Origin of the sequence: Bradyrhizobium sp. 195 (assembly GCF_023101665.1) — a bacterium.
Taxonomy (GTDB): domain Bacteria; phylum Pseudomonadota; class Alphaproteobacteria; order Rhizobiales; family Xanthobacteraceae; genus Bradyrhizobium.
On record NZ_CP082161.1, the window covers coordinates 7,531,895 to 7,553,142 of the forward strand.

The 21,248-nt window shown below is 64.3% G+C and carries 24 protein-coding genes; 7 read left to right on the plus strand and 17 right to left on the minus strand.

Translation table 11 applies throughout. From position 1 onward, the window contains the following. Positions 1 to 3: 3 nt before the first annotated feature. A complete protein-coding gene (locus IVB26_RS35100) occupies positions 4 to 675 on the minus strand; it encodes a response regulator (RefSeq protein WP_018316334.1) in 672 nt (223 codons plus the stop codon). A 339-nt stretch (positions 676 to 1,014) separates the two neighbouring features. Here IVB26_RS35100 and IVB26_RS35105 point away from each other — a divergent pair, with 339 nt between their 5' ends. Continuing rightward, complete coding sequence (locus tag IVB26_RS35105) at positions 1,015 to 2,640, plus strand: MFS transporter (protein WP_247969503.1); 1,626 nt, start codon at positions 1,015 to 1,017, stop codon at positions 2,638 to 2,640. Between the two features lie 125 nt (positions 2,641 to 2,765). On the opposite strand, the gene IVB26_RS35110 is transcribed toward IVB26_RS35105, so the two are convergent. Together IVB26_RS35110 and IVB26_RS35115 are read right to left on the minus strand one after the other, a co-directional pair. Beyond that, positions 2,766 to 3,239 carry a secondary thiamine-phosphate synthase enzyme YjbQ gene (locus tag IVB26_RS35110; protein ID WP_247969504.1) on the minus strand — a complete coding sequence of 158 codons (474 nt, stop codon included), beginning with the start codon at positions 3,237 to 3,239 and terminating at the stop codon, positions 2,766 to 2,768. 158 nt (positions 3,240 to 3,397) lie between these two features. Next, positions 3,398 to 3,919 carry a hypothetical protein gene (locus tag IVB26_RS35115; protein ID WP_247969505.1) on the minus strand — a complete coding sequence of 174 codons (522 nt, stop codon included), beginning with the start codon at positions 3,917 to 3,919 and terminating at the stop codon, positions 3,398 to 3,400. Between the two features lie 359 nt (positions 3,920 to 4,278). Between IVB26_RS35115 and IVB26_RS35120 the strand changes: the two genes are divergently transcribed. The 5 genes from IVB26_RS35120 (at position 4,279) to IVB26_RS35140 (ending at position 6,922) form a co-directional block, all read left to right on the plus strand. Continuing rightward, positions 4,279 to 4,653 (plus strand): AtpZ/AtpI family protein, encoded by a 375-nt coding sequence (locus IVB26_RS35120; protein ID WP_246919050.1) that lies wholly within the window; start codon positions 4,279 to 4,281, stop codon positions 4,651 to 4,653. 110 nt (positions 4,654 to 4,763) lie between these two features. After that, positions 4,764 to 5,513: a F0F1 ATP synthase subunit A gene (locus IVB26_RS35125; protein WP_007605089.1), complete on the plus strand. Its 750-nt coding sequence runs from the start codon at positions 4,764 to 4,766 to the stop codon at positions 5,511 to 5,513. Positions 5,514 to 5,567: 54 nt separating this feature from the next. Next, positions 5,568 to 5,798: a F0F1 ATP synthase subunit C gene (locus IVB26_RS35130; RefSeq protein ID WP_247969506.1), complete on the plus strand. Its 231-nt coding sequence runs from the start codon at positions 5,568 to 5,570 to the stop codon at positions 5,796 to 5,798. 66 nt (positions 5,799 to 5,864) lie between these two features. Further along, positions 5,865 to 6,431 (plus strand): F0F1 ATP synthase subunit B family protein, encoded by a 567-nt coding sequence (locus IVB26_RS35135; RefSeq protein WP_247969507.1) that lies wholly within the window; start codon positions 5,865 to 5,867, stop codon positions 6,429 to 6,431. A 5-nt stretch (positions 6,432 to 6,436) separates the two neighbouring features. After that, the gene (locus tag IVB26_RS35140; RefSeq protein WP_247969508.1) at positions 6,437 to 6,922 is read left to right on the plus strand and encodes a F0F1 ATP synthase subunit B family protein; all 486 of its coding nucleotides are present in this window, start codon (positions 6,437 to 6,439) and stop codon (positions 6,920 to 6,922) included. Positions 6,923 to 7,128: 206 nt separating this feature from the next. Here IVB26_RS35140 and IVB26_RS35145 read toward each other — a convergent pair whose 3' ends face one another. The 5 genes from IVB26_RS35145 to IVB26_RS35165 all read right to left on the minus strand — a co-directional run bounded on the left by IVB26_RS35145 (position 7,129) and on the right by IVB26_RS35165 (position 12,461). Continuing rightward, on the minus strand, positions 7,129 to 7,779 hold the full coding sequence (locus tag IVB26_RS35145) for a hypothetical protein (RefSeq protein ID WP_247969509.1): 651 nt from the start codon (positions 7,777 to 7,779) through the stop codon (positions 7,129 to 7,131). A gap of 121 nt (positions 7,780 to 7,900) precedes the next feature. Next, complete coding sequence (locus IVB26_RS35150; protein WP_063197874.1) at positions 7,901 to 8,488, minus strand: GNAT family N-acetyltransferase; 588 nt, start codon at positions 8,486 to 8,488, stop codon at positions 7,901 to 7,903. 39 nt (positions 8,489 to 8,527) lie between these two features. Continuing rightward, on the minus strand, positions 8,528 to 9,817 hold the full coding sequence (locus tag IVB26_RS35155) for a M16 family metallopeptidase (protein WP_247969510.1): 1,290 nt from the start codon (positions 9,815 to 9,817) through the stop codon (positions 8,528 to 8,530). Further along, a complete protein-coding gene (gene thrC / locus IVB26_RS35160; RefSeq protein ID WP_247969511.1) occupies positions 9,814 to 11,232 on the minus strand; it encodes a threonine synthase in 1,419 nt (472 codons plus the stop codon). The genes IVB26_RS35155 and thrC overlap by 4 nt, the downstream gene beginning before the upstream one ends. Before the next feature lie 584 nt (positions 11,233 to 11,816). Beyond that, positions 11,817 to 12,461: a response regulator transcription factor gene (locus tag IVB26_RS35165; protein ID WP_247969512.1), complete on the minus strand. Its 645-nt coding sequence runs from the start codon at positions 12,459 to 12,461 to the stop codon at positions 11,817 to 11,819. 84 nt (positions 12,462 to 12,545) lie between these two features. Between IVB26_RS35165 and IVB26_RS35170 the strand changes: the two genes are divergently transcribed. Next, positions 12,546 to 13,886: an ATP-binding protein gene (locus IVB26_RS35170; protein ID WP_247969513.1), complete on the plus strand. Its 1,341-nt coding sequence runs from the start codon at positions 12,546 to 12,548 to the stop codon at positions 13,884 to 13,886. Here the strand turns inward: IVB26_RS35170 and IVB26_RS35175 are convergent. The 9 genes from IVB26_RS35175 to coxB all read right to left on the minus strand — a co-directional run bounded on the left by IVB26_RS35175 (position 13,883) and on the right by coxB (position 20,972). Further along, the gene (locus tag IVB26_RS35175) at positions 13,883 to 14,251 is read right to left on the minus strand and encodes a nuclear transport factor 2 family protein (RefSeq protein WP_247969514.1); all 369 of its coding nucleotides are present in this window, start codon (positions 14,249 to 14,251) and stop codon (positions 13,883 to 13,885) included. The genes IVB26_RS35170 and IVB26_RS35175 overlap by 4 nt on opposite strands. A gap of 117 nt (positions 14,252 to 14,368) precedes the next feature. Further along, positions 14,369 to 15,121: an SURF1 family protein gene (locus IVB26_RS35180; RefSeq protein WP_247969515.1), complete on the minus strand. Its 753-nt coding sequence runs from the start codon at positions 15,119 to 15,121 to the stop codon at positions 14,369 to 14,371. Next, positions 15,118 to 15,519 (minus strand): DUF983 domain-containing protein, encoded by a 402-nt coding sequence (locus tag IVB26_RS35185; RefSeq protein WP_247969516.1) that lies wholly within the window; start codon positions 15,517 to 15,519, stop codon positions 15,118 to 15,120. Before IVB26_RS35185 ends, IVB26_RS35180 begins: the two co-directional genes overlap by 4 nt. A gap of 96 nt (positions 15,520 to 15,615) precedes the next feature. Beyond that, positions 15,616 to 16,512 carry a cytochrome c oxidase subunit 3 gene (locus tag IVB26_RS35190; RefSeq protein ID WP_247969517.1) on the minus strand — a complete coding sequence of 299 codons (897 nt, stop codon included), beginning with the start codon at positions 16,510 to 16,512 and terminating at the stop codon, positions 15,616 to 15,618. A 79-nt stretch (positions 16,513 to 16,591) separates the two neighbouring features. Beyond that, on the minus strand, positions 16,592 to 17,242 hold the full coding sequence (locus IVB26_RS35195) for a cytochrome c oxidase assembly protein (RefSeq protein ID WP_247969518.1): 651 nt from the start codon (positions 17,240 to 17,242) through the stop codon (positions 16,592 to 16,594). Positions 17,243 to 17,247: 5 nt separating this feature from the next. Further along, the gene (locus IVB26_RS35200) at positions 17,248 to 17,424 is read right to left on the minus strand and encodes a hypothetical protein (protein WP_063197888.1); all 177 of its coding nucleotides are present in this window, start codon (positions 17,422 to 17,424) and stop codon (positions 17,248 to 17,250) included. Continuing rightward, positions 17,421 to 18,365 carry a heme o synthase gene (locus IVB26_RS35205; RefSeq protein ID WP_247969519.1) on the minus strand — a complete coding sequence of 315 codons (945 nt, stop codon included), beginning with the start codon at positions 18,363 to 18,365 and terminating at the stop codon, positions 17,421 to 17,423. Before IVB26_RS35205 ends, IVB26_RS35200 begins: the two co-directional genes overlap by 4 nt. Before the next feature lie 61 nt (positions 18,366 to 18,426). Further along, on the minus strand, positions 18,427 to 20,046 hold the full coding sequence (ctaD, locus tag IVB26_RS35210) for a cytochrome c oxidase subunit I (protein ID WP_247969520.1): 1,620 nt from the start codon (positions 20,044 to 20,046) through the stop codon (positions 18,427 to 18,429). An 86-nt stretch (positions 20,047 to 20,132) separates the two neighbouring features. Next, complete coding sequence (gene coxB, locus IVB26_RS35215; RefSeq protein ID WP_247969521.1) at positions 20,133 to 20,972, minus strand: cytochrome c oxidase subunit II; 840 nt, start codon at positions 20,970 to 20,972, stop codon at positions 20,133 to 20,135. Positions 20,973 to 21,248 lie beyond the last annotated feature (276 nt).

The following is a 21,248-nucleotide window of genomic DNA, read 5'->3' on the forward strand; positions in this document are numbered from 1 at the left end:
GGCTCACCCCGTGGGGGTGCCCTGCTTCCACTGGCCCCCGGCGATCTTGGCGGCTGCGATCACCGCCTGGGTGCGGCTCTCGACACCGAGCTTTTGCAGGATCGCCGAGACATGTGCCTTGATGGTGGCCTCGGAGACCCCGAGCTCATACGCGATCTGCTTGTTGAGGAGTCCCTCCGACAGCATCATCAGGACCCGGACCTGCTGCGGCGTCAGCGTCACCAGGCGGTCGCGCAGGCGCGTCATGTCGGGATCGGCCGCAGCCGAGAGGTCGGTGTCGGCGGGAACCCAGACATCGCCTTCCATCACCTTGAGGATGGCGTCACGCAAGGTCTCGACGCCGAAACGCTTCGGAATGAAGCCCGAGGCGCCGAAATCGAGCGAGCGGCGGATCGTGGCGCTGTCGTCGGAAGCCGAAACGATGACCACCGGGATCGCCGGGTATTGCGCGCGCAGATAGATCAGGCCGGAGAAGCCTGAGATCCCGGGCATCGAGAGGTCGAGCAGGATCAAGTCAACGTCCGAGGTCTGTTCCAGGAGCTTGGTCAGATCCTCGAACGATCCGGCCTCGTCGATTCGGGCCGAGGTCAGGACGCCGGCCACCGCCTGTCGCAGCGCGTCGCGGAAAAGCGGATGGTCATCGGCGATGACGAGATGGGTCGAGGGAGCGTTCATCGTTCTCTTGCTGTCGTTCGTGGGCCGGCGGACAGATCCCGGGTTTGTCCAATTCTTCCCCGAGCGGCCGTGGCATGCAAGTGCACATTATCCCTTTGCTGCAAAGGGGTTAATCCGGACGTCGCCGTGACTGAAGGCCGGCGCCCGATACCGGACGTCAGCTGCACGTCAGTGCGCAAGGCCGAAAGTCGTATTGGGGCGGGTTTCACGCCGATGTTACCTTGCGGGCAAGACCTGGGTTGATCCGGCATGTCCGGACGTCTGGGGCGCGAGGAAACGCATTTCGGGGAGCGACTCAACATGTCGACAATGGCCGTATCTCAAGCAAACGCGGGAGGGATGACGAAGGACGAACGTTTCGTCATTCTCGCCTCCTCGCTCGGTACCGTCTTCGAGTGGTACGATTTCTACCTCTATGGTTCACTGGCCGGCATCATCGGCGCCCAGTTCTTCTCGGCCTATCCGCCGGCAACCCGCGACATCTTCGCGCTGCTCGCGTTCGCAGCCGGCTTCCTGGTGCGTCCGTTCGGCGCGATCGTGTTCGGCCGCGTCGGCGACATCGTCGGCCGCAAATACACCTTCCTCGTCACCATCCTGATCATGGGCCTCTCGACCTTCATCGTCGGCCTGCTGCCGAACGCAGCGACCATCGGCATCGCGGCTCCGATCATCCTGATTGCGCTGCGCCTCGCCCAGGGCCTGGCGCTCGGCGGTGAGTACGGCGGCGCGGCGACCTATGTCGCGGAGCATGCTCCGAACGGCAAGCGCGGCTACTACACCTCCTTCATTCAGACCACGGCGACTCTCGGCCTGTTCCTGTCGCTGCTGGTGATCCTGTTCACCCGTTCCGCCCTTGGCGAGGCCGACTTCGCGGCCTGGGGCTGGCGCATTCCGTTCCTGGTCTCGGTGCTGCTGCTCGGCATCTCGGTCTGGATCCGGCTTCGCCTCAATGAATCCCCGATCTTCCAGAAGATGAAGGACGAGGGAAAGAGCTCGAAGGCGCCGCTGACCGAAGCCTTCGGCAACTGGCAGAACGGCAAGCTCGTGCTGCTCGCGCTGCTCGGCGGCGTGATGGGCCAGGGTGTTGTCTGGTACACCGGCCAGTTCTACGCGCTGTTCTTCCTGCAATCGATCCTGAAGGTCGACGGTTACACCGCCAACCTGCTGATCGCCTGGTCGCTGCTGCTCGGCACCGGCTTCTTCATCGTGTTCGGCATGCTGTCCGACAAGATCGGCCGCAAGCCGATCATCCTCGGCGGCTGCCTGATCGCGGCGCTGACCTTCTTCCCGATCTTCAAGATGATCACCAGCAACGCCAACCCGGCGCTGGAAAAGGCCATCGAGACGGTCAAGGTCGACGTGGTGGCCGATCCCGCGGGCTGCGGCGACCTGTTCAACCCGGTCGGCACCCGCGTCTTCACCGCACCGTGCGACACCGCGCGCGCCTACTTGTCGCAATCGTCGGTCAAGTACTCGACCACGCCAGGTGCGGCCGGTTCGGGCGTGAAGGTGATGGTCAACGGCAAGGAGGTTGCCTACACCAACGCCAAGGATAGCAACCCTGCCGTCCTTGCGGCAGTGCAGGCAGCTGGCTATCCGAAGGCGGGCGACGCCGGGATCGTGAAGATGGCGCATCCGTTCGACATCTTCCGCCCGCAGGTGGCGGCGATCGTCGGCCTGCTGTTCATCCTGGTGCTGTTCGTCACCATGGTGTACGGCCCGATCGCGGCGATGCTGGTCGAACTGTTCCCGACCCGCATCCGCTACACCTCGATGTCGCTGCCCTACCACATCGGCAACGGATGGTTCGGCGGCCTGTTGCCGGCGACGGCCTTTGCCATCGTGGCCTCGACCGGCGACATCTATGCCGGCCTCTGGTACCCGATCATCTTCGCCTCGATTACCGTCGTGATCGGCTTCTTCTTCCTACCCGAGACCAAGGACGTCGACATCAAGGCGACCTGATCGTAGGCACCGATCTCAACCAACACGAACCGGCCGCGGCTTCCCGCGGCCGGTTTTTTATGGGAGCTTTTTGTTTTGACGCGTTTTCTTGACGCGAACCGGCGCCCACTTCGCTCGAAAACGCTCTATTGATTGCTGCCGACGAATTGCAGCACCACCTCGCGCCGGTGCGGGCGCTTGCGGTGCTCAATCAGATAGATCGCCTGCCAGGTGCCGAGTGCGAGCCTGCCGTTCAGGACCGGGACCTGAAGCGAGGCTCCGGTCAACATCGTCTTGACGTGGGCCGGCATGTCGTCCGGTCCCTCGGTGTCGTGGGTCCACCCCGCATTTTCCGGCGCGAGCCGGGACAGCGCCGTCGTGAGGTCGACGAGCACGGAAGGATCGGCGTTCTCCTGAATCGTCAGCGAGGCCGAGGTATGACGGATGAACAGCGTCAGCGCGCCCTCGCGCGCGTGCGCCTCGGCGACGAATTTTGCGGCTTCGCTGGTGAGATCAGTGAAGCCGCGGCCCGACGTCTGCACGGTCAGCAATGACGAAGCGATCGTGGTGGTTTGCACGGACGATGCTGCCGAGCGCGTGAGGGATTTGACTGGTGTCATGAAAGGTCTCTCAGTTCAGAAAGCTGCCGTAGGGTAGGCAAAGGCGCAAAGCGCCGTGCCCACGATCTTTCCCGATCATTAAAAGTGGTGGGCACGCTTCCGCCTTCGCTCTTCGAGCTACGGCGGACAAGTCGCTTTGCCCACCCTGCGGCAGCTCATCAAATCCTCCCCGACACGTCCTTCTGGATGCGGTTGGCCATGTCGATCAGCCGCCGCCAGGCCTTTTCCAGAAACGACATCATGCGATCGACGTCCTGATCGCTCGGCAGCGGGATCTCGATCTTGCGCTCGCCCTCGGCGGCCTTGGGCTCGGCTTTCTTCAACGGGTCGGATTTCGGCAGCGCCTCGTCGATCTTGCCCGACACCGACGGGCCCGCCGCGAGCTGCCCCTTCAGCCTCTCGACCTCGGCCTGGAGCCTCCCGATCTCGGCGTCGAGCGCCGTCCGTTCGTCGGGCACCGCGTAGCAGGCCCAGCCGGCGCCGTTCTTGGTGCAGGTCGATACCGTGCCGGTGCGCGTGTCGAGCCGCAGCACGCCTTCGGGAATCGGCGTCATGCTGTAGCGACCATTTTCGCTGTCGGGCGCCGATTGCGCGGCCTCGAGACCGCCACTGAGGGCCATCGCCGCGGCAAATGCCGCCGCCGCAAGCCAGGATGTTGTGGATGACCTCACGGGTCTCATCGCGCTCTCCGCCACGACGTGAAGGTGGCAATCTGGCAAATTCTACACCCCGGTGAGACGATCCGCCGCCCAAAACGCGCACCGACATCAACGATCGCGGCGATGTCTTTGATCCCGCCAGCGCGGCGAAAGGGCGGCCGCATTCGCCGATCATGAGGCGAGCTGCTGCGGTGCGGCGTCACGCTGTGTGCAGCGCTGCCGTGCACGTCAATATCATCAAATAAATCAGTTACATAACCGAAAGCGACGCAATCGTGACTTGGCTTGACTTGATTATGGGCCATCAGTATGGTCCGCGCGGCTTTTGAGGGTGGCGGGCGTAATTTCCATTCAGCCGCGGCGTTTCGGGTCTTCGTTGCATGACACAGGGCACGGGGCACGGCGAGAATGGAGATCGCGATAAATCGTCCGAGGAAGCTGCGCTTTCCGAACGGCTCGGAAATCTTGATCAGCGGTTGTCCGAATTTCGCGACCGACGGATCAAGACCGAGCAACCCGCAGGTGACGGTGAAGACAGAGCGGCCAGAGCCTCGGCGATGGCGCTTGGTTTCCGGTTATCCTCGGAGTTGATCGCCGGGGTCGTTGTCGGGGCGGGGATTGGTTGGGGGTTCGACCGCTTGCTGTCGACGTCGCCTTTCGGGTTTATCGTGTTCCTGTTGCTAGGCTTCGTCGCCGGCGTGGTGAATGTGGTGAGAACGGCGGGCGCGGGTCAAAACAGACGCGGTGGTTCGTAAGCCGTCCCACCAAGAGAGGAATGATCGTGCCGGCTTCGCCGGTACGGGCCGGCCCGGCCGGCAGACCGAGACCCGCCGGCATCGCCCGGCAGACAAGAGATGCCGCGCTGATGAAAATCGACCCGATCCACCAGTTCAACATCGAGCCTCTCTTCACGCTGGGCCATATCGGCAATCACACGATCGCCTTCACCAATTCGTCGCTCTACATGCTGGTGGCGGTCGCGATCATCTCGATCCTGATGCTCGCCAGCGGCACGCAGCTGGTTCCCGGGCGCCTGCAGTCGGTCGCCGAGATCTCCTACGAATTCGTCGCCTCGACCATCCGTTCTACGGCCGGCGCGGAAGGCATGAAGTTCTTCCCGCTGATCTTCTCGCTGTTCATGTTCATCTGCGTCTCGAACCTGGTCGGCATCATCCCCTACACCTTCACGATCTCGAGCCATCTGATCGTGACGGCAGCGCTCGCGCTCCTCGTCTTCTTCACGGTGCTGATCTACGGCGTCGCCAAGAACGGCTTGAAGTTCTTCTCGATCTTCGTGCCCCACGGGGTCCCCGGCTACATCCTGCCGCTGGTGATGTTCATCGAGATCCTGTCGTTCTTCCTGCGGCCGGTCTCCCACAGCGTCCGTCTGTTCGCCAACATGCTGGCCGGCCACATCGCGCTGAAGGTGTTCGCGGGCTTCGTCGCCATGCTCGGCTTCTCGCTCGGCGCCCTCGGCTGGGTCGGCGGCGTGCTGCCGCTGGCCCTCACGGTCGCGCTGTACGCGCTGGAGATTCTGGTCGCGTTCCTGCAAGCCTATGTGTTTGCGATCCTGACCTGCATCTACCTCAACGACGCCATTCATCCGGGACACTGAGCGGTCCGGGGAATTTCCCACCCACAACCCAATCTTTCCTCCAAGGAGTCTAAAATGGATCCGACAGCAGCAAAACTTATCGGCGCGGGCATCGCATGCATCGGCATGGGCGGCGCGGGCGTCGGCGTCGGCGTGATCTTCGGCAACTACCTCGCCGCAGCCGTTCGCAACCCCTCGGCAGCTCAGGGCCAGTTCGGCAACCTGATCTTCGGCTTCGCCGTGACCGAAGCGCTCGGCATTTTCTCGCTGCTGATCGCGCTGCTGCTGCTGTTCGTTCCGCTCTGAGGACGACGTTTTTCGCGCCGTTCCATTCCGATGGGACGGCGCGTGTGACAGCAACAGGAGAACTCCGTGGCTGAAAGTCATGGCGGCGCAAAAGGTCCGGCGGCGGGCGCTCACACCGAGGCTGACGGTGGTCACCACGGTGGCGGGTTTCCGCCGTTCGAGAGCAGCAATTACGCTTCACAGCTGGTGTCGCTCGCGATCTTCTTCGTCCTGCTTTACGTGATCGTGTCCAAGCTCGCTCTGCCGAAGGTCGGCGGTGCGATCGAGGCGCGTCAGAACAAGATCGAGGGTGACCTCGCCGAAGCGCAGTCGCTGAAGGACCAGTCCGACGCGGCGCTGAAGGCCTATGAAACCGAGCTCGCTTCGGCGCGCACGCGGGCACAGGCGATCGGCAACGAATCCCGCGACAAGGCGAATGCGCAGGCGGAAGCCGAACGCAAGTCGCTGGAAGAACAACTGGCGGCCAAGCTCGCCGGGGCGGAGAAGACCATCGCCTCGACCCGCGCCACCGCCATGAGCAACGTCCGCGGCATCGCGGCCGATGCGGCAGGTCAGATCGTGCAGCAGCTCACCGGCATCGTTCCGGATGCGGCCTCGGTCGGTGCTGCCGTTGACGCGTCCTTGAAGGGGTAGTCGAGATGTTCTTCGATCCTGAAACCTGGGTCGCCATCGCCTTCGTGATCCTGATGGTCGTGTTCGGCTATCTCGGGGTCTTCAAGTCGGCGATGACTGCGCTCGACCATCGTGCCGCCCGCATCAAGGCCGAGCTCGACGACGCAACGCGCCTCAAGCAGGAAGCGGCCAAGGTGCTCGCCGGCTACAAGGCGCGCAGTGCCACGGCCGAGCGCGAAGCTGCCGACATCATCGCCAATGCCAAGGCCGAAGCCGAGCGCATCGCAGCCGACGCAAAGGCGAAGATGGAAGACTTCGTCGCCCGCCGGACCAAGACCGCAGAGAGCAAGATCGCGCTCGCCGAGGCCCAGGCGCTGGCCGATGTCCGCGCCGCTGCCGCGGAAGCCGCCGTCCAGGCCGCCTCCACGATCCTGTCGCAGTCGGTCAAGGGCCAGGTCGCCGACGATCTGCTCGCCAAGGGCATCACCGAAGTCAGGCAGAAGCTGAACTGAGGGTTTGGCCTTCACCAATCAAAAAGCCGGCGCGATGAGCGCCGGCTTTTTTGTTGGCCGGTCTGTAGCCACACATCCGACGTCATGCCCCGCGAAGGCGGGGCATCCAGTACGCCGCGGCTTTTCGGTTCAAGCACGACTGCCTCTGGAATACTGGATCGCCCGCCTTCGCGGGCAATGACAGTGGAGATGTCGCGCGACTTTTCCTACTTCTTCTTCCGCCCCTTCGGTTCGGGCGAGAGCGCCTGCGGGTCGAAGCCGACATAGAAGATGTAGGAATCGGCGGTCGCGGCTGACGGCACCGGATAGGTCATATCCTCGACAACGAAGGTGAAGGGCACACTGCCGCCCTCCGTCATGTCGACCGTGGTCCGGTAGGCCTTCGAGGCAATCACCTTCTCGCCAACGCCGCCCTGCACAACGGCGATGCGCAGGGGCACCTCGACGGAGGCAGGCGCACCGGCGGGACCGGCGATGACGCGGCCCTGGATGCCGATCCGCGCCGTGATGCCGGCGCTGCTGCGGGCACATTCGCGCGCCATCTTGGTGATCGAGGCCTGGAAACGGATTTCATTGCCAACGGCCGGCTTGCCGGTGGCGCCAACCGCGTAGGTCGAGGCCCCCGCGCGCACCGTAACCTGGGGGCAATCGAGGTCGTCTTCGGCCGGCTGGCCGGGCGCAGGCGGCGGTTTGGGCTGGGCCGGCTCATCGGACTTGCCGCCGAACAGGCTCTTGAAGCGGTCGGTCAATGACTGCGCCGCCACCGGCGAAACCGCTGCGCACGACACCGACAATGCCAGCGCGATCGCCGGCATCCGCCGCAGCACATTCCGCGATGACCGAAGCTGCTTCACCATCAAAGCCCGTACTCCATGACAAAATCCCCGGCCGATCGCCGGTAGACCTGCGCGTTATATCGTCAAAATCGGCGAACCCAAGGCAGCAAAAAGGGGGATTTGGCTGCACGAATCGGGCGGCTCAGCCGCGGAAATCCTCGTGCAGAAGGCCAAACAGCAAATGGTCCTGCCAGATCCCGTTGATGCAGAGATAGCGGCGCGCCAGCCCCTCACGGGAGAAGCCGCACTTCTCCAGCACCCGGATCGACGGCGCATTGGTCGGGATGCAGGCCGCCTCGACGCGGTGCAGGTTGAGCTCGCCGAACAGCGTCGGCAGCAGGACCCGCAGCGCAGCCGTCATGTAGCCGCGATGAGCATGGGGTTGCCCGACCCAATAGCCGATGGTGCCGGCCTGCACGATACCGCGCCTCACATTGGCCAGCGTGATGCCGCCGACCATGGCGCCATCGAGCTCGCGGAAGATCAGAAAGGGATAGGAACGGTCCGCGGCGATGTCCTCGGAATAGCGGCGCAGACGGCGGCGGAAGCCGGAACGGGTGAGATCGTCAGACGGCCAGATCGGTTCCCAGGGCGTCAGGTAGTCGCGGCTGGTTTCGCGCAAATGCGCCCATTGCAGGAAATCCGACATCTGCGGCGCACGCAACAACAGCCCGTTGCCGCGCGGCGCGAGGGCGGCGGGTCCACTGGACGGCAGGCGAAAGAGGGCCATGGTGATGCTTCCCGGGGCAGATCAGCCCGTGCGCGGCTCCTAATGCAGCCGCGCCTTGGCACGTGCCCGGGTCAATCCTTCCGCAAAAGACACCGCCGTGTCCAGACCCCTGCCGCTGCCTAATGCGACAACGGCAGGCCGGCTCCGCGACAGCAGGGCACGCGCGGCGTCCCGGGTCGATTCGACGCTGACGGCGTCGATCCGGGCCACCAGCTCCTCGACCGTCTGCGGCCGGCCATAGGCCAGCACATGACGGGCGAGCTGCTCGGCGCGGGACGAGCAGCTCTCCAACGCCATCAGGAGGCCCGCCTTCATCTGCGCCTTGGCGCGCGCGATCTCGGCCTCGGTCAGCGTCTCCACCGAATCATTCATGATGTCGACCACGACCTCCATCATCTCCGGCGCATCGGCTGGATCGGTGCCGGTGTAGAGGCCGAAGAAGCCGGTATCCGTATAAGGCGCGTGGAACGAGTAGATCGAGTAGCAGAGACCGCGCTTCTCGCGCACCTCCTGGAACAGGCGCGACGACATTCCGCCGCCAAGGATGTTGGTGAAGACCTGAAGCGAGAACAGCGACAAATCGCTCTGCGGCACGCCTTCCAGCGCCAGCGTCAGATGCGCCTGCTCCAGCTCGCGATGCACCACCTTGGCGCCGCCCTTGCCGAACTGAGCGGTTTGCGGCTTCGGGCCCGGCGTCCCTTCGAAACTCGCAAAACGCTTCTCGGCCTCGGCGACCACCTGCTCGTGATCGACCGCGCCGGCCGCCGCCACCACCATGTCGGGCCCGCGATAATGCGTCGAGAGATAGCCGCGCAGCATGTCGCGATTGAAGGCGCGTAGCGTCTTGGCCGTGCCAAGCAGCGAGCGACCCATCGGCTGGTCGGGATAGCAGAGCTCGTTGAGATGCTCGAACACGACGTCGTCGGGAGTGTCCTGCGCGGCACCGATCTCCTGCACGATGACGTTCTTCTCGCGCTCCAGCTCGTCGGGCTCGAAGGCGGGATTGGCGAGGATGTCGGCGAGCACGTCGAGCGCCAGCGGCACGTCGGCCTTCAGCACCCGCGCATAATAGGACGTGGTCTCGGTCGAGGTGCCGGCATTGAGGTCGCCGCCGACCGCTTCGATCTCCTCGACGATCTCGCGCGAGGAACGCTTGGTCGTGCCCTTGAACGCCATGTGCTCAAGCAGATGCGATATGCCGTGCTCGTTCGGCTTTTCGTCGCGTCCGCCGACGCCGGCCCAGACGCCGAGCGCCGCGGTCTCCAGGTGTGGCATCTTGTCGGTGACGACGGTCAGGCCGGAGGCAAGCTTGGAAATCTCGACGCTCATCCGGCAACTCCTTGCTTTGCGGCGCGGCTGACCGACAGCACGAACCGCTCGATCTCGGCCTGATCGTTCTTCATCACCTTCATGTGTTCGGATTTGGTCATCAATCCGTCGAGCCAGGCCGGCAATTGCGGCCGCTGGCCGCAGGCCGCTTCGACAGCATCGGGGAATTTGGCCGGATGGGCGGTGGAGAGCACGATGCTCGGCACCCTCGTGTCGGTGGTGTCGCGATCGGCGACAGCGAGCGCCACCGCCGTATGGGGATCGACCAGCTCGCCTGCCTCGCGCCAGCCGGCGCGGATCGCAGCCGCGGTCTCGGTCTCGTCGGCGCGGCCGGCGTCGAACTCTTCGCGGATTGCGGCCAGCGTCGCATCGGGCAGCACGAAACGACCTGACTGCTTCAGCGAATCCATCAGACGGCGCACGCTTGCCGCATCGCGCCGGCCGGCCTCGAACAGCAGTCGCTCGAAATTCGACGAGATCTGGATGTCCATCGACGGCGACGCCGTCGCGTGCACCTCGCGCACCTCATAGATCCCCGTCTTCAGCGTGCGCGCCAGGATGTCGTTGACGTTGGCGGCGATGCGCAGGGTCCGCACCGGCAGGCCCATGCGCTTGGCGACATAGCCGGCAAAGATGTCGCCGAAATTGCCGGTCGGCACGACGAAATCCACCGCGCGCGCCGGCGCGCCGACGGCAACGGCGGAGGTGAAATAGTAGACGACCTGGGCCACGATGCGCGCCCAGTTGATGGAATTGACGCCGGAAAGCGAGGTCGCATCGCGGAAGCGATGGTTGTTGAACATTCCCTTCACGAGCGCCTGGCAGTCGTCGAAATTGCCCTCGATGGCGAGGGCATGGACGTTGACCGCGCCCGTCGAAGTCATCATCCGCCGCTGCACCTCTGAGATGCGGCCGTGCGGGAACAGCACGATGAGATCCACGTTCTCGAGGCCGGCGAAGGCTTCGACCGCCGCGCCGCCGGTATCGCCTGACGTCGCGACCACGATGGTGGTGCGTTGGCCGCGCTTGGCGAGCACGTGGTCCATCAGCCGCGAGATCAGCTGCATCGCCACGTCCTTGAAGGCGAGCGTCGGACCGTGGAACAGCTCCAGCACGAACTGGTGCGGCGACATCTGGCGCAGCGGCACCACCGCCGGATGGCGGAAGGTTGCGTAGGCCTCGTTTGCCATGCGGCCGAGTTCGGCGTCGGTGATCTCGCCGCCTGCGAAGGGACGAATCACGTCGACCGCGACCTCCCAATAGGGACGGCCGAAGAAGCCGGCGATGGCATCAGTGGAGAGCTGCGGCCAAGTGGCCGGCACGTACAGGCCGCCATCCCGGGCGAGCCCGGTCAGCATCACGTCGCAGAAGCCGAGTTCGGGGGCCTCGCCCCGGGTCGAGATATAACGAGTCAAACTGCCCTCCAAAGGCCGACCGGGCCTGAGCGCGATCCTTAAGCCTTTGATTTTACGAAATTACTTGTTAACAGCCAGAGGCTTTGGGCCACCATAAAGTGTTTTGTGGCAACGGGAAACCGCTTCCCAACTGCACAGGGCCCAGCAAAAAGGGCTGCGGCGGCGCCGCAGCCCTCTCTTGGAAGGTCTGTCGTTGATGTGTGCAGACCAGTTTGCCTCTATCGGGTCGCCGCCCGCTGAACCTTGTCAGCCAAGCTTTCGTCGCCCGTCACGAAATCGTCAAGGGCGAAAACGACGGATGCGGGAAGATGTTCCTATTTTTCCCGAAACGCCCCAGCTTCATGAGCCCGTTCGAGCGAATTCGCACCGCAGAGTGCCGTTTTGACCCGAGTTTCGGATAGCACCGGAACGATTGCCACCTCGGCTCATTGGGTCCGCGGATGGGTGTCGGCGGTGTCCATGCATTGCCCGGCTGCACGCTGACACCGATCCGTCCCGCCGAACCGGCTGCATCCTGGAGTAGCCGGTTCGGTGCGTCCGGGCCGCCAGTGTCCCTCGGTGCCCGCCGGTCGGTGCCGGCGACGTCAATTCATCCCGATTTCCACCGCGATCCTGATCAGGTCGGAATGGTTCTTGGCCCCCAGCTTCTGCTTGAGCAGGGACGTGGTGTTAGCGACCGTCTTGTAGGAGATGCCAAGCGCCTCGGCGACTTCCACGATCTTGTCGCCGCGTCCGAGCAGGCGGAGAATTTCGAGTTCCCTCGGCGTCATCTGCGAGGCCGGGTTGGCCTTGATCGCCGCGCCGGAAAACGTCACGGCTTCCGCAAGCTGCGGTGAGATGAAATTGTCGCCAGCGACCACCTTGCGCACCGCTTTCAGCAGGATCCTGGGATCATCGCCCTTGGAGACATAGCCCTGCGCCCCGAGCTCGACTGCCCGCACCACGAAAGCCGGATCGTCGTTCATGCTGAACATGATGATCTTGGCGTCGGGATCGTCCTTGCGGATGCGTCGCATCAGCTCGAAGCCCGAGACATCGGGCAGGCTGATGTCGATCACGGTGACGTCGGGCCGCTTGCTGACATAGGCGCGATGCCCGGATTTGGCGTCCGTCGCCTCGTCGATACGGATCGATTGGTCCGAAGCGAACAGGGTGCGGCAACCGGACAGCACCACGGGATGGTCATCGACGATGAGGACCCGGGTCCCCGGCTTGGCGGTATCTTGCATCGCGCACTCGCTTTTTTTGACTCATAAACCGGCGGGAACAAATGGAAAGAGCAAATCCCGCCGATGCGCGTTAGAATTGACCTAATGTGGCAACGGCTCTCGTTCAGAACGCAACTGTTTCTTCCGCTCGGCGCGAGCTTTCTCGCAGCCCTGATCCTGGGCGGGGTGCTGCTCCAGATATTCGCAACCAGCCAGCTGGCCGACGAAAACGAGCCCGCTCGACGTTCGACCCGAACGATCGCCACCGCACTCAACAACACTTTGCGCGCGTCGGACAATCCGCAGAAGATGCTTGACGCCTTTGTCCAATCCTTGACCACCTCCTCGGACATCCAATTCCGTTCCGCGGAAGGCGCGCCCGTGCGTTCGCCAAGGAACGATACGCGCAACCTGCAAGGGGTGCCGCAGTGGTTCGTCAACCTGCTTATGGTACCGGGCACGGACGTTGCGGCCCCGGTGCTGATCGATGGCAGACGTATCGGCGATATCGTGTTCCTGCCGGACCTCACGGCCGACCTGTTCGAGAAATGGATCGGCTTGCTGGCCCTGACCAGCCTCGTCGCCGTGCTGACGGTGCTCACTGGAATCATCGCCTACGTCTTCGCGGGATCTGCCCTGCGTCCCCTGCAGCAGCTCGGTGAGGGCCTGACGCGGATGCGGCGTGGCGACTACGCAAAGCCGATCCCGGTCGCAGGGCCGCCGGAGGTTCGGCAGAGTTGTGCGGAGGCAAATGCGCTGGCTGCCACGCTTGCGCAATTCAGCCAGGACAATCGCGATCTGATGCACCGCCTGGTGTCGCTCCAGGACGACGAGCGGCGCGATCTCGCCCGCGAATTGCACGACGAGCTCGGACCGCTGCTGTTCAGCATCCGCGCCGGTACGATCGCGCTGATCGAAGCCTCGCCGCCGGTGGGAAATCTCGGCAACTCGGCACAGCAGGTACTGCAATCGGTCGAGGCGCTCCAGCAGACCAACCGCCGCATCCTCGACCGACTGCGGCCGCTCTACATCGAGGAGCTGGGCCTTGCGACCAGCGTGCAGACGCTGCTCCGGAACTTTCGCAAGCAGGCACCGCATATCGTCCTGACGGATACGATCGATCCAGATCTCAACGTGATCGACGGGCCGTTGGCTCGGACCATCTATCGGGTGATCCAGGAGGCACTGACCAACGTGCTGCGCCACGCCAAGGCCAGCAGCGCCCATGTCCAGGCGACCGTCAGCGGCGAGGCGCTCATCGTCGAGATCTCCGACGACGGCGGCGGCTTTCCCGCCGACAATGTCTTCGGCCGTGGCCTGACCGGCATGCATGAGCGCGTGCGCGCGCTCAGCGGATCGTTGTCACTGCTGCGCGTGGATGAGCGAACCTATGTACGCTGCCGCCTTCCGGCCGAACCGGCACGCGAGGTGCCGGTCGGCGGCTAGCATGCACAACAGCCGTCGTGCGCGTTCTGTCGCGCCGGCTCGCACAGCGTGCTGCGGATCTTGCCTTCCGGGCTGAAGCGAAACGAGGCGCGAATGCGCAGCGTGCCGGCGACGGAATATTCGAGATCGACGCCATGGGGCACGGGGCCGATCTCCTCCAGCCCGAAACCCGCCAAGGAGAAGGCACTGAGCCGCGGCTGCCAATAGGCTTCGAGCTCGCTGCGGCCGTGATAGCGCTGCGCGCCGTTACACGTGCATTCGACCTGGGCGTCGTCCGCATAGAGGTCGAGCAACGTCGTGAGGTCGCCCTTCCGGCAGGCGTCCACCCAGTCGACGACAATTCCCATCTGATCGAAATCGCTCACGCCGGAATCCTGTCTGCCGCGGGAAACCACCGGCGGCTTAGGACCACACTCGTGAATGTGCACTGAATAATAAACCCCGGGCGATACCGGGTTCCCCCCTTGGGGACCTTCGACGGCTCAGCTCTGCCGCCGGCCTCTTGCCCACACGGCGAAAGCGATCAGCACGGCGCCTGCGAGCGTGAACCAGGTGATGGCATATTGCAGGTGATCGTCCTTCAGATGCACGTCCAGCGGGCCCGGGCGCGGAATGCCGTTCTCGGGCGCCGGCTGCTCGAGGTCGACATAGAACGGCGCAACCGCGCCCCAGCCGAGCGCGCCTGCGATTGCCAGATGATCGCGCACGAACCAGAGCCGCTTGTCGCGATTCTCTGCCGGCGTCAGCCAGCCGGACGGCTCGGGAAAGCGCAGATAACCGGTGAGCATGACCGGCTGCCCAGTGACAAGCTTCTTCACCGCGCGGTCCTCGACGCTGCGGTCCTGCATCGTGTTCTCGACGAAGCCCGCATCGATCACGACCGTCTCGCCGCTGGGAAGCCGCGCCGGCAGGAACGCCCAGGTGCCCGGGCCGGAGGCGTCCCTGCGCACCGCCGAGCCGGAGGAATAGACCATCGCATCGGGCAGCGCTGCGTAAGCCGCGGTGAAGCTGACTCGGCGGAATTCATCGCGCGCGGGATTGAGTGCAGCCCATTGCGCCGGCGGCGGCAGCGCGACGGGCGCCTCCGCCAGACGCTCGGTGAGCGCCGCGACCAGCTCGTGCTTGGCGATCCGGCGCTGCAATTGCCAGACGCCGAGAGCGACGAAGACGGCTGTCAGGAACAGCGTGAACAGCGCGAAGCCGGCCACGCGGGGCGTGCGCGCAGTCTCGTTCATTTCGCGCGGTCGACCAACCGGCCCGGTGTCGCCTTGTGGTGGAATTGCAGCGCGATCAACAGCGACTTCATCGCACGCAGCGGCAAGAGCGTGGTGGCCAGGATCAGTGGCAACCACAGCGCCGCATGCAGCCAGTATGGCGGCTGGTACTTGACCTCGACGATGAGTGCGGCCGCAACAACGATCCCACCGGCCAGCATGATGATGAAGATCGCCGGACCGTCGCCGGTATCGATGAAGGCGAAGTCGAGACCGCAGCGGTCGCAGGCCGGCGCGAGCGTCAGGAAGCCCGCATAGAGCTTGCCCTGGCCGCAGCGCGGGCATCTGCAGGCAAGCCCGCGCAGCGCGCTTTGCAGAACGGTGGTTTCGGGCTCGGGTTTGCCGGCGGTGTCGTTCATGATGGCGGACTCTATCACAGTTTCGGCGAAGCCTCCGGCGGCCCAAAAGCGAAAGGGCGGCCCTGCGGCCGCCCTTTCTGATCTCATCGTCGCGGCTCAGTGCGCGCCGTGGGCCATGGTCTCGGCGCCGTGTCCCCAGACGTAGATGCAGAGGAACAGGAACAGCCAGACCACGTCGACGAAGTGCCAGTACCAGGCGGCGAACTCGAAGCCGAGATGCTGCGTCGGCGTGAAGTGGCCCGCATAGGCGCGGATCAGACACACCAGCAGGAAAATGGTGCCGACCAGCACGTGGAAGCCGTGGAAGCCGGTCGCCATGAAGAAGGTCGCGCCATAGACGTTGCCGCCGAACGAGAACGCCGCGTGGCTGTACTCATAGGCCTGCACGCAGGTGAAGAGCGCGCCGAGCACGACGGTGAGGATCAGGCCATACTTCAGACCCTGGCGATCGTTCTCGAGCAGCGCGTGGTGCGCCCAGGTCACGGTGGTGCCCGAGGTCAGCAGGATCAGCGTATTCAGGAGCGGCAGGTGCCAGGGATCGAAAGTCTCGATGCCCTTCGGCGGCCAGGTGCCCGGCACGGCGCAGGCGCCGGCCTGAGTGCCGAGGCCGCAGCCGAACACGGCATCGCGGGTGGCGTGGACGGCGTCGGCCGGAAACAGCGCCGCGTTGAAATAGGCCCAGAACCAGGCGACGAAGAACATCACCTCGGAGGCGATGAACAGGATCATGCCGTAGCGGTGATGCAGCTGCACGACGCGGGTGTGGTCGCCCCTGTACTGGGCTTCCTTGATCACGTCGCCCCACCAGCTCGCCATGGTGTAGAGCACGCCCACGGTGCCGACGCCGAACACGATCGGCGCGGCCGAGAACATGTGGTGCATCCAGGCGATCGCGCCGACCGCCATGATGAAGGCCGAGAGCGAACCGACCGCCGGCCACGGAGAGGGATCGACCAGGTGATAGTCGTGATGCTTGGTGTGCGCCGTTGCCATTTGCGGTCTCTCTCCTCAATCCCGTGCCTATGAGGCACTTATCCCCTCGTTTCCGACCTCCCGAGCGCGAGCCCGGCGATCAGAGATTTCCCTTGCGTTTGTCGTCTTGGCCCGATGCCAGCGGTTTCACCACCGGATCCTTCACCGGATAGAAGGTGTAGGACAGCGTGATCGTGTTCAGCCCGTCGTTCTCGGGGTCGCTGGCGATCGAGGGATCGACGTAGAACACGACCGGCATCTCGCGCTTCTCGCCGGGCGCCATGGTCTGCTCGGTGAAGCAGAAGCAGTTGATCTTCTGGAAATAGGAGCCGACCGTCAGCGGCGCGACATTGTAGGCAGCCTGCCCGGCCGTGGTGCGCGCGGCCTGGTTGGTCACGGTGTAGAAGACAGTCGTGACCTGACCGATATTGACCTCGATCTCGTTCTGCTCCGGCTCGAATTTCCAGGGCAGGCCGGGCGCGACATTGGAATCGAAGCGCACCGAGATCTTCCGCGCGATCGGGCCGGTGGCCGGCGCGGAGGTCGCAACCTGGGTCGTGCCGTTGAAACCGGTGGCACGGCAGAACCAGTTGTAGAACGGCACCGCCGCGTAGGAGGCACCGACCATCAGCGCGACCACGCCGCCGCAGATCGAGGCGACCAGCGCATCGCGGCCAAGGCCCCTAAAAGGCGCACGCCCCTTGCTGGCCGTCCGGCCCTGATCCCGCGATATGGTCGGCTCGTGATCCATGTTTCCTACATCGGCCGCACGAGAACTGCCGGTCCCTTGACCATGGTCACGGCGAAGAACAGCACCACGAGCACGCCGAGCGCCAAAGCGATGGCAATGGAGCGCTGACGACGGCTCTTCTTCTGTGCCTCGGTGAGGACGATTCCGTCTGTCTCAGGTTTGTCGGCCATCGCTGTGATCATGCGCCCCCAACCATCGGAGCCAGTGCCCGGAACACGACCTCGGCCAGCAGGGTCGCGAACAGCGCGAACAGATAGAGGATCGAGAAGGCAAACAGCTTGCGGGTCGCGCGCAGCGATTGGCTGCGCTCGCGGCGCACATAGACGTTGATCGCGAGCGCCAGCATGCCGGTCCCCAGGATCAGCGAGACGATGCCGTAGACGGCGTCGAAATAACCGAGCGCCCAGGGCGCGGCGGCGACCGCGATCAGCACGATGGTGTAGAGCAGGATCTGCAGGCGCGTCGCATCGGGACCGGCGACGTTGGGCAGCATCGGAATGCCCGCGCGCGCATAGTCGTCGGAGCGGAACAGCGCCAGCGCCCAGAAGTGCGGCGGCGTCCAGAAAAAGATGATGGCGAACAGCAGCAGCGGCTCGACGTCGACGGTGCCCGTCACGGCGGCCCAGGCCACCACCGGCGGCAGCGCACCGGCGGCGCCGCCGATCACGATGTTCTGCGCGGTCCAGCGCTTCAGGCACATCGTGTAGATCACGACGTAGAAGAAGATGGTGAAGGCGAGCAGCGCGCCCGCGACCCAGTTGACGAGGATGCCGAGCGTCATCACCGAGAAGAAGGACAGCGTCATGCCGAACGCCATCGCTTCGGGCCGGGTGATGCGGCCGCGCGGGATCGGCCGGTTCTGCGTGCGCGACATCTTGGCGTCGATGTCGCCTTCGAGCGCCATGTTGAGCGCACCGGAGGCGCCGGCGCCGACGGCAATGCAGAGCAGCGAGGTGAACGCGAGCACGGGATGGAAGTGTCCCGGCGCCATCGCCATCCCGACCAGCGCGGTGAAAATCACCAGCGACATCACCCGCGGCTTCAGAAGCGCGATGTAGTCGCCGACCTCCGCCTCGGAGATGCGGGGATTGATGTCGAGGGCGTTGTGGTCGAGGACGGACACTAAATTCAACTCGCTTCGTTACAGAGCCGCGGCGCCCGTCATGGGCGCCGCGGGAGATTGCTTACTGCACGCGGGGCAGCACTTCGAACTGGTGGAACGGCGGCGGCGAGGGCAGCGTCCATTCCAGCGTGGTCGCGCCCGCACCCCAGGGATTGTCGCCCGCCGGCACTTTCTTCATGAAGGCATCGACCACGCAGTAGAGGAAGATCAGCACGCCGAAGCCGGAGATGTAGGAACCGAGCGACGAGATCAGGTTCCAGCCCGCGAACGCGTCGGGATAGTCGACATAGCGGCGCGGCATGCCCGACAGGCCGAGGAAGTGCTGCGGGAAGAACACCAGGTTGACGCCGATGAAGGTGACCCAGAAGTGCGCCTTGGCCAGCGGCTCACTGTACATGTAGCCCGTCATCTTCGGGAACCAGTAGTACCAGCCGGCAAAGATCCCGAACACCGCACCGAGCGACAGCACGTAGTGGAAGTGCGCGACAACGTAATAGGTCTCCTGCAGCACGCGGTCGACGCCGGCGTTCGCCAGCACGACGCCGGTGACGCCGCCGACCGTGAACAGGAAGATGAAGCCCACCGCCCAGATCATCGGTGCCCGGAATTCGATCGAGCCGCCCCACATCGTGGCGATCCAGGAGAAGATTTTTACGCCGGTCGGAACGGCAATCACCATCGTCGCAGCGACGAAATAGGCCTGCGTCGCGCTGGACATGCCGACCGTGTACATGTGGTGCGCCCAGACCACGAAGCCGATGCCGCCGATCGCGACCATGGCGTAGGCCATGCCGAGATAGCCGAACACGGGCTTGCGCGAGAAGGTCGAGACGATCTGGCTGATCATGCCGAAGGCGGGCAGGATCAGGATGTACACCTCGGGGTGGCCGAAGAACCAGAACAGATGCTGGAACAGCACCGGATCGCCGCCGCCGTCGGGCGCGAAGAACGTCGTGTGGAAATTGCGGTCGGTGAGCAGCATGGTGATCGCACCGGCGAGCACCGGCAGCGACAGCAGCAGCAGGAACACCGTCACCAGGATCGACCACACGAACAGCGGCATCTTGTGCAGGGTCATGCCCGGCGCGCGCATGTTGAAGATCGTGGTGATGAAGTTGATGGCGCCGAGGATCGACGAGGCGCCCGCCAGATGCAGCGACAGGATGGCGAAGTCGACGGCCGGGCCCGGATGGCCGGAGCTCGACAGCGGCACGTACATGGTCCAGCCGGCGCCGACGCCGTTGGCGCCGGGCTCGCCCTCGACGAAGGTCGACATCAGGAGCAGGCCGAAGGAAGCCGGCAGCAGCCAAAACGAGATGTTGTTCATGCGCGGGAACGCCATGTCGGGCGCGCCGATCATCAGCGGCACGAACCAGTTGCCGAAGCCGCCGATCATCGCGGGCATGACCATGAAGAAGATCATGATCAGGCCGTGAGAGGTCACGAACACATTATAGGTGTGCGTCTCGTGGAAGATCTGCACGCCCGGATACATCAGCTCGGCACGGATCGCGATCGACATCGCGGCGCCGATGACGCCGGCGATGACCGCGAAGATCAGGTACATCGTGCCGATGTCCTTGTGGTTGGTCGAATAGACATAGCGGCGCCATCCGGTCGGATGGGCATGCTCGTCATGTCCGTGGGCGTGATCGCCGTGTGCCGCTGCGCTCGTTGCCATTTTCAAATCCTGCCTTGCGTCCCATTCGGACCTTGGGAGGTCCCGCCCTTATGTCGCTTTCAGTCCCTCAAGCCGTTCCCCGACGCTTACTGCGTCGGGCCGGCCGCGGAGGCGTAGGTGCTGGTGCCGCCGCTCGCATATTTCTTCTTCGCCGTCTCGACCCAGGAGGCGAACTCCTGGTCCTCCACGACGCGAATCGCGATCGGCATGAAGGCGTGGTCCTTGCCGCAGAGCTCCGAGCACTGGCCGTAGAACATGCCGGTCTTGGTGGCCTTGAACCACGTCTCGTTCAGCCGCCCCGGAATGGCGTCGATCTTGACGCCGAAAGCCGGCAGCGCGAAGGCGTGGATGACGTCGGCGCCGGTGACCTGGACACGAATCACCTTGTTGACCGGCACCACCATCTCGTTGTCGACGCCGAGCAGCCGGGGCTGCTTGTCCTGTGCCATCAGCGAGTCGAACTCGAACTTGCCGTTATCGGGATAGGCATAGGACCAGTACCACTGCTTGCCGGTCGCCTTGATGGTGATATCCGCCTTCGGCACGTCGAGCTCGAGGAACAGAAGTCGGAACGACGGCACCGAGATGCCGACCAGGATCAGCACCGGAACCAGCGTCCAGGCCACTTCGATCAGCGTGTTGTGGGTGGTGCGCGACGGCACCGGATTGGCCCGCGCGTTGAACTTGACGACCACGACCACGAGCAGCGCCAGAACGAACAGCGTGATCAGCGTGATCAGCACAAACAGGAAGTTGTGGAACCAAATGATGTTGTCCATCACCGGGGACGCGGATTGCTGGAGCGTCCACTCCCACGGCGCCGGTTGCCCGAGCTCGGCGAATGCCGCACCGCCCGTAGCCAGCGTCAGACCCGCCACGGCCAATCCCAGCAACTGCCGGCCCATCCGGCCCATCGACATCCTCATGCCGTTCGCGCTCCCCTTACGAAGTCACCCCAAGTGCGCCGCCCTATGTCCGGGAAACGCTTATTCGATCCGCCCGCCTGACAAACCGCCGCGCAAGAATACCTCTAAGAGGAATTGGGGCCAGATCGCTAGAACGCCGAAATCAAGCCTCTCAAACCATAATTCTTGATCTATCGCAATGCAGTCTTGAGCCTGATCTGCCAGCGATCACCCGCAGGATATTTCCTAGTAAGATCAGACAAAAATACCGTTTCCCGGGACGCTGCCGCTTGACAG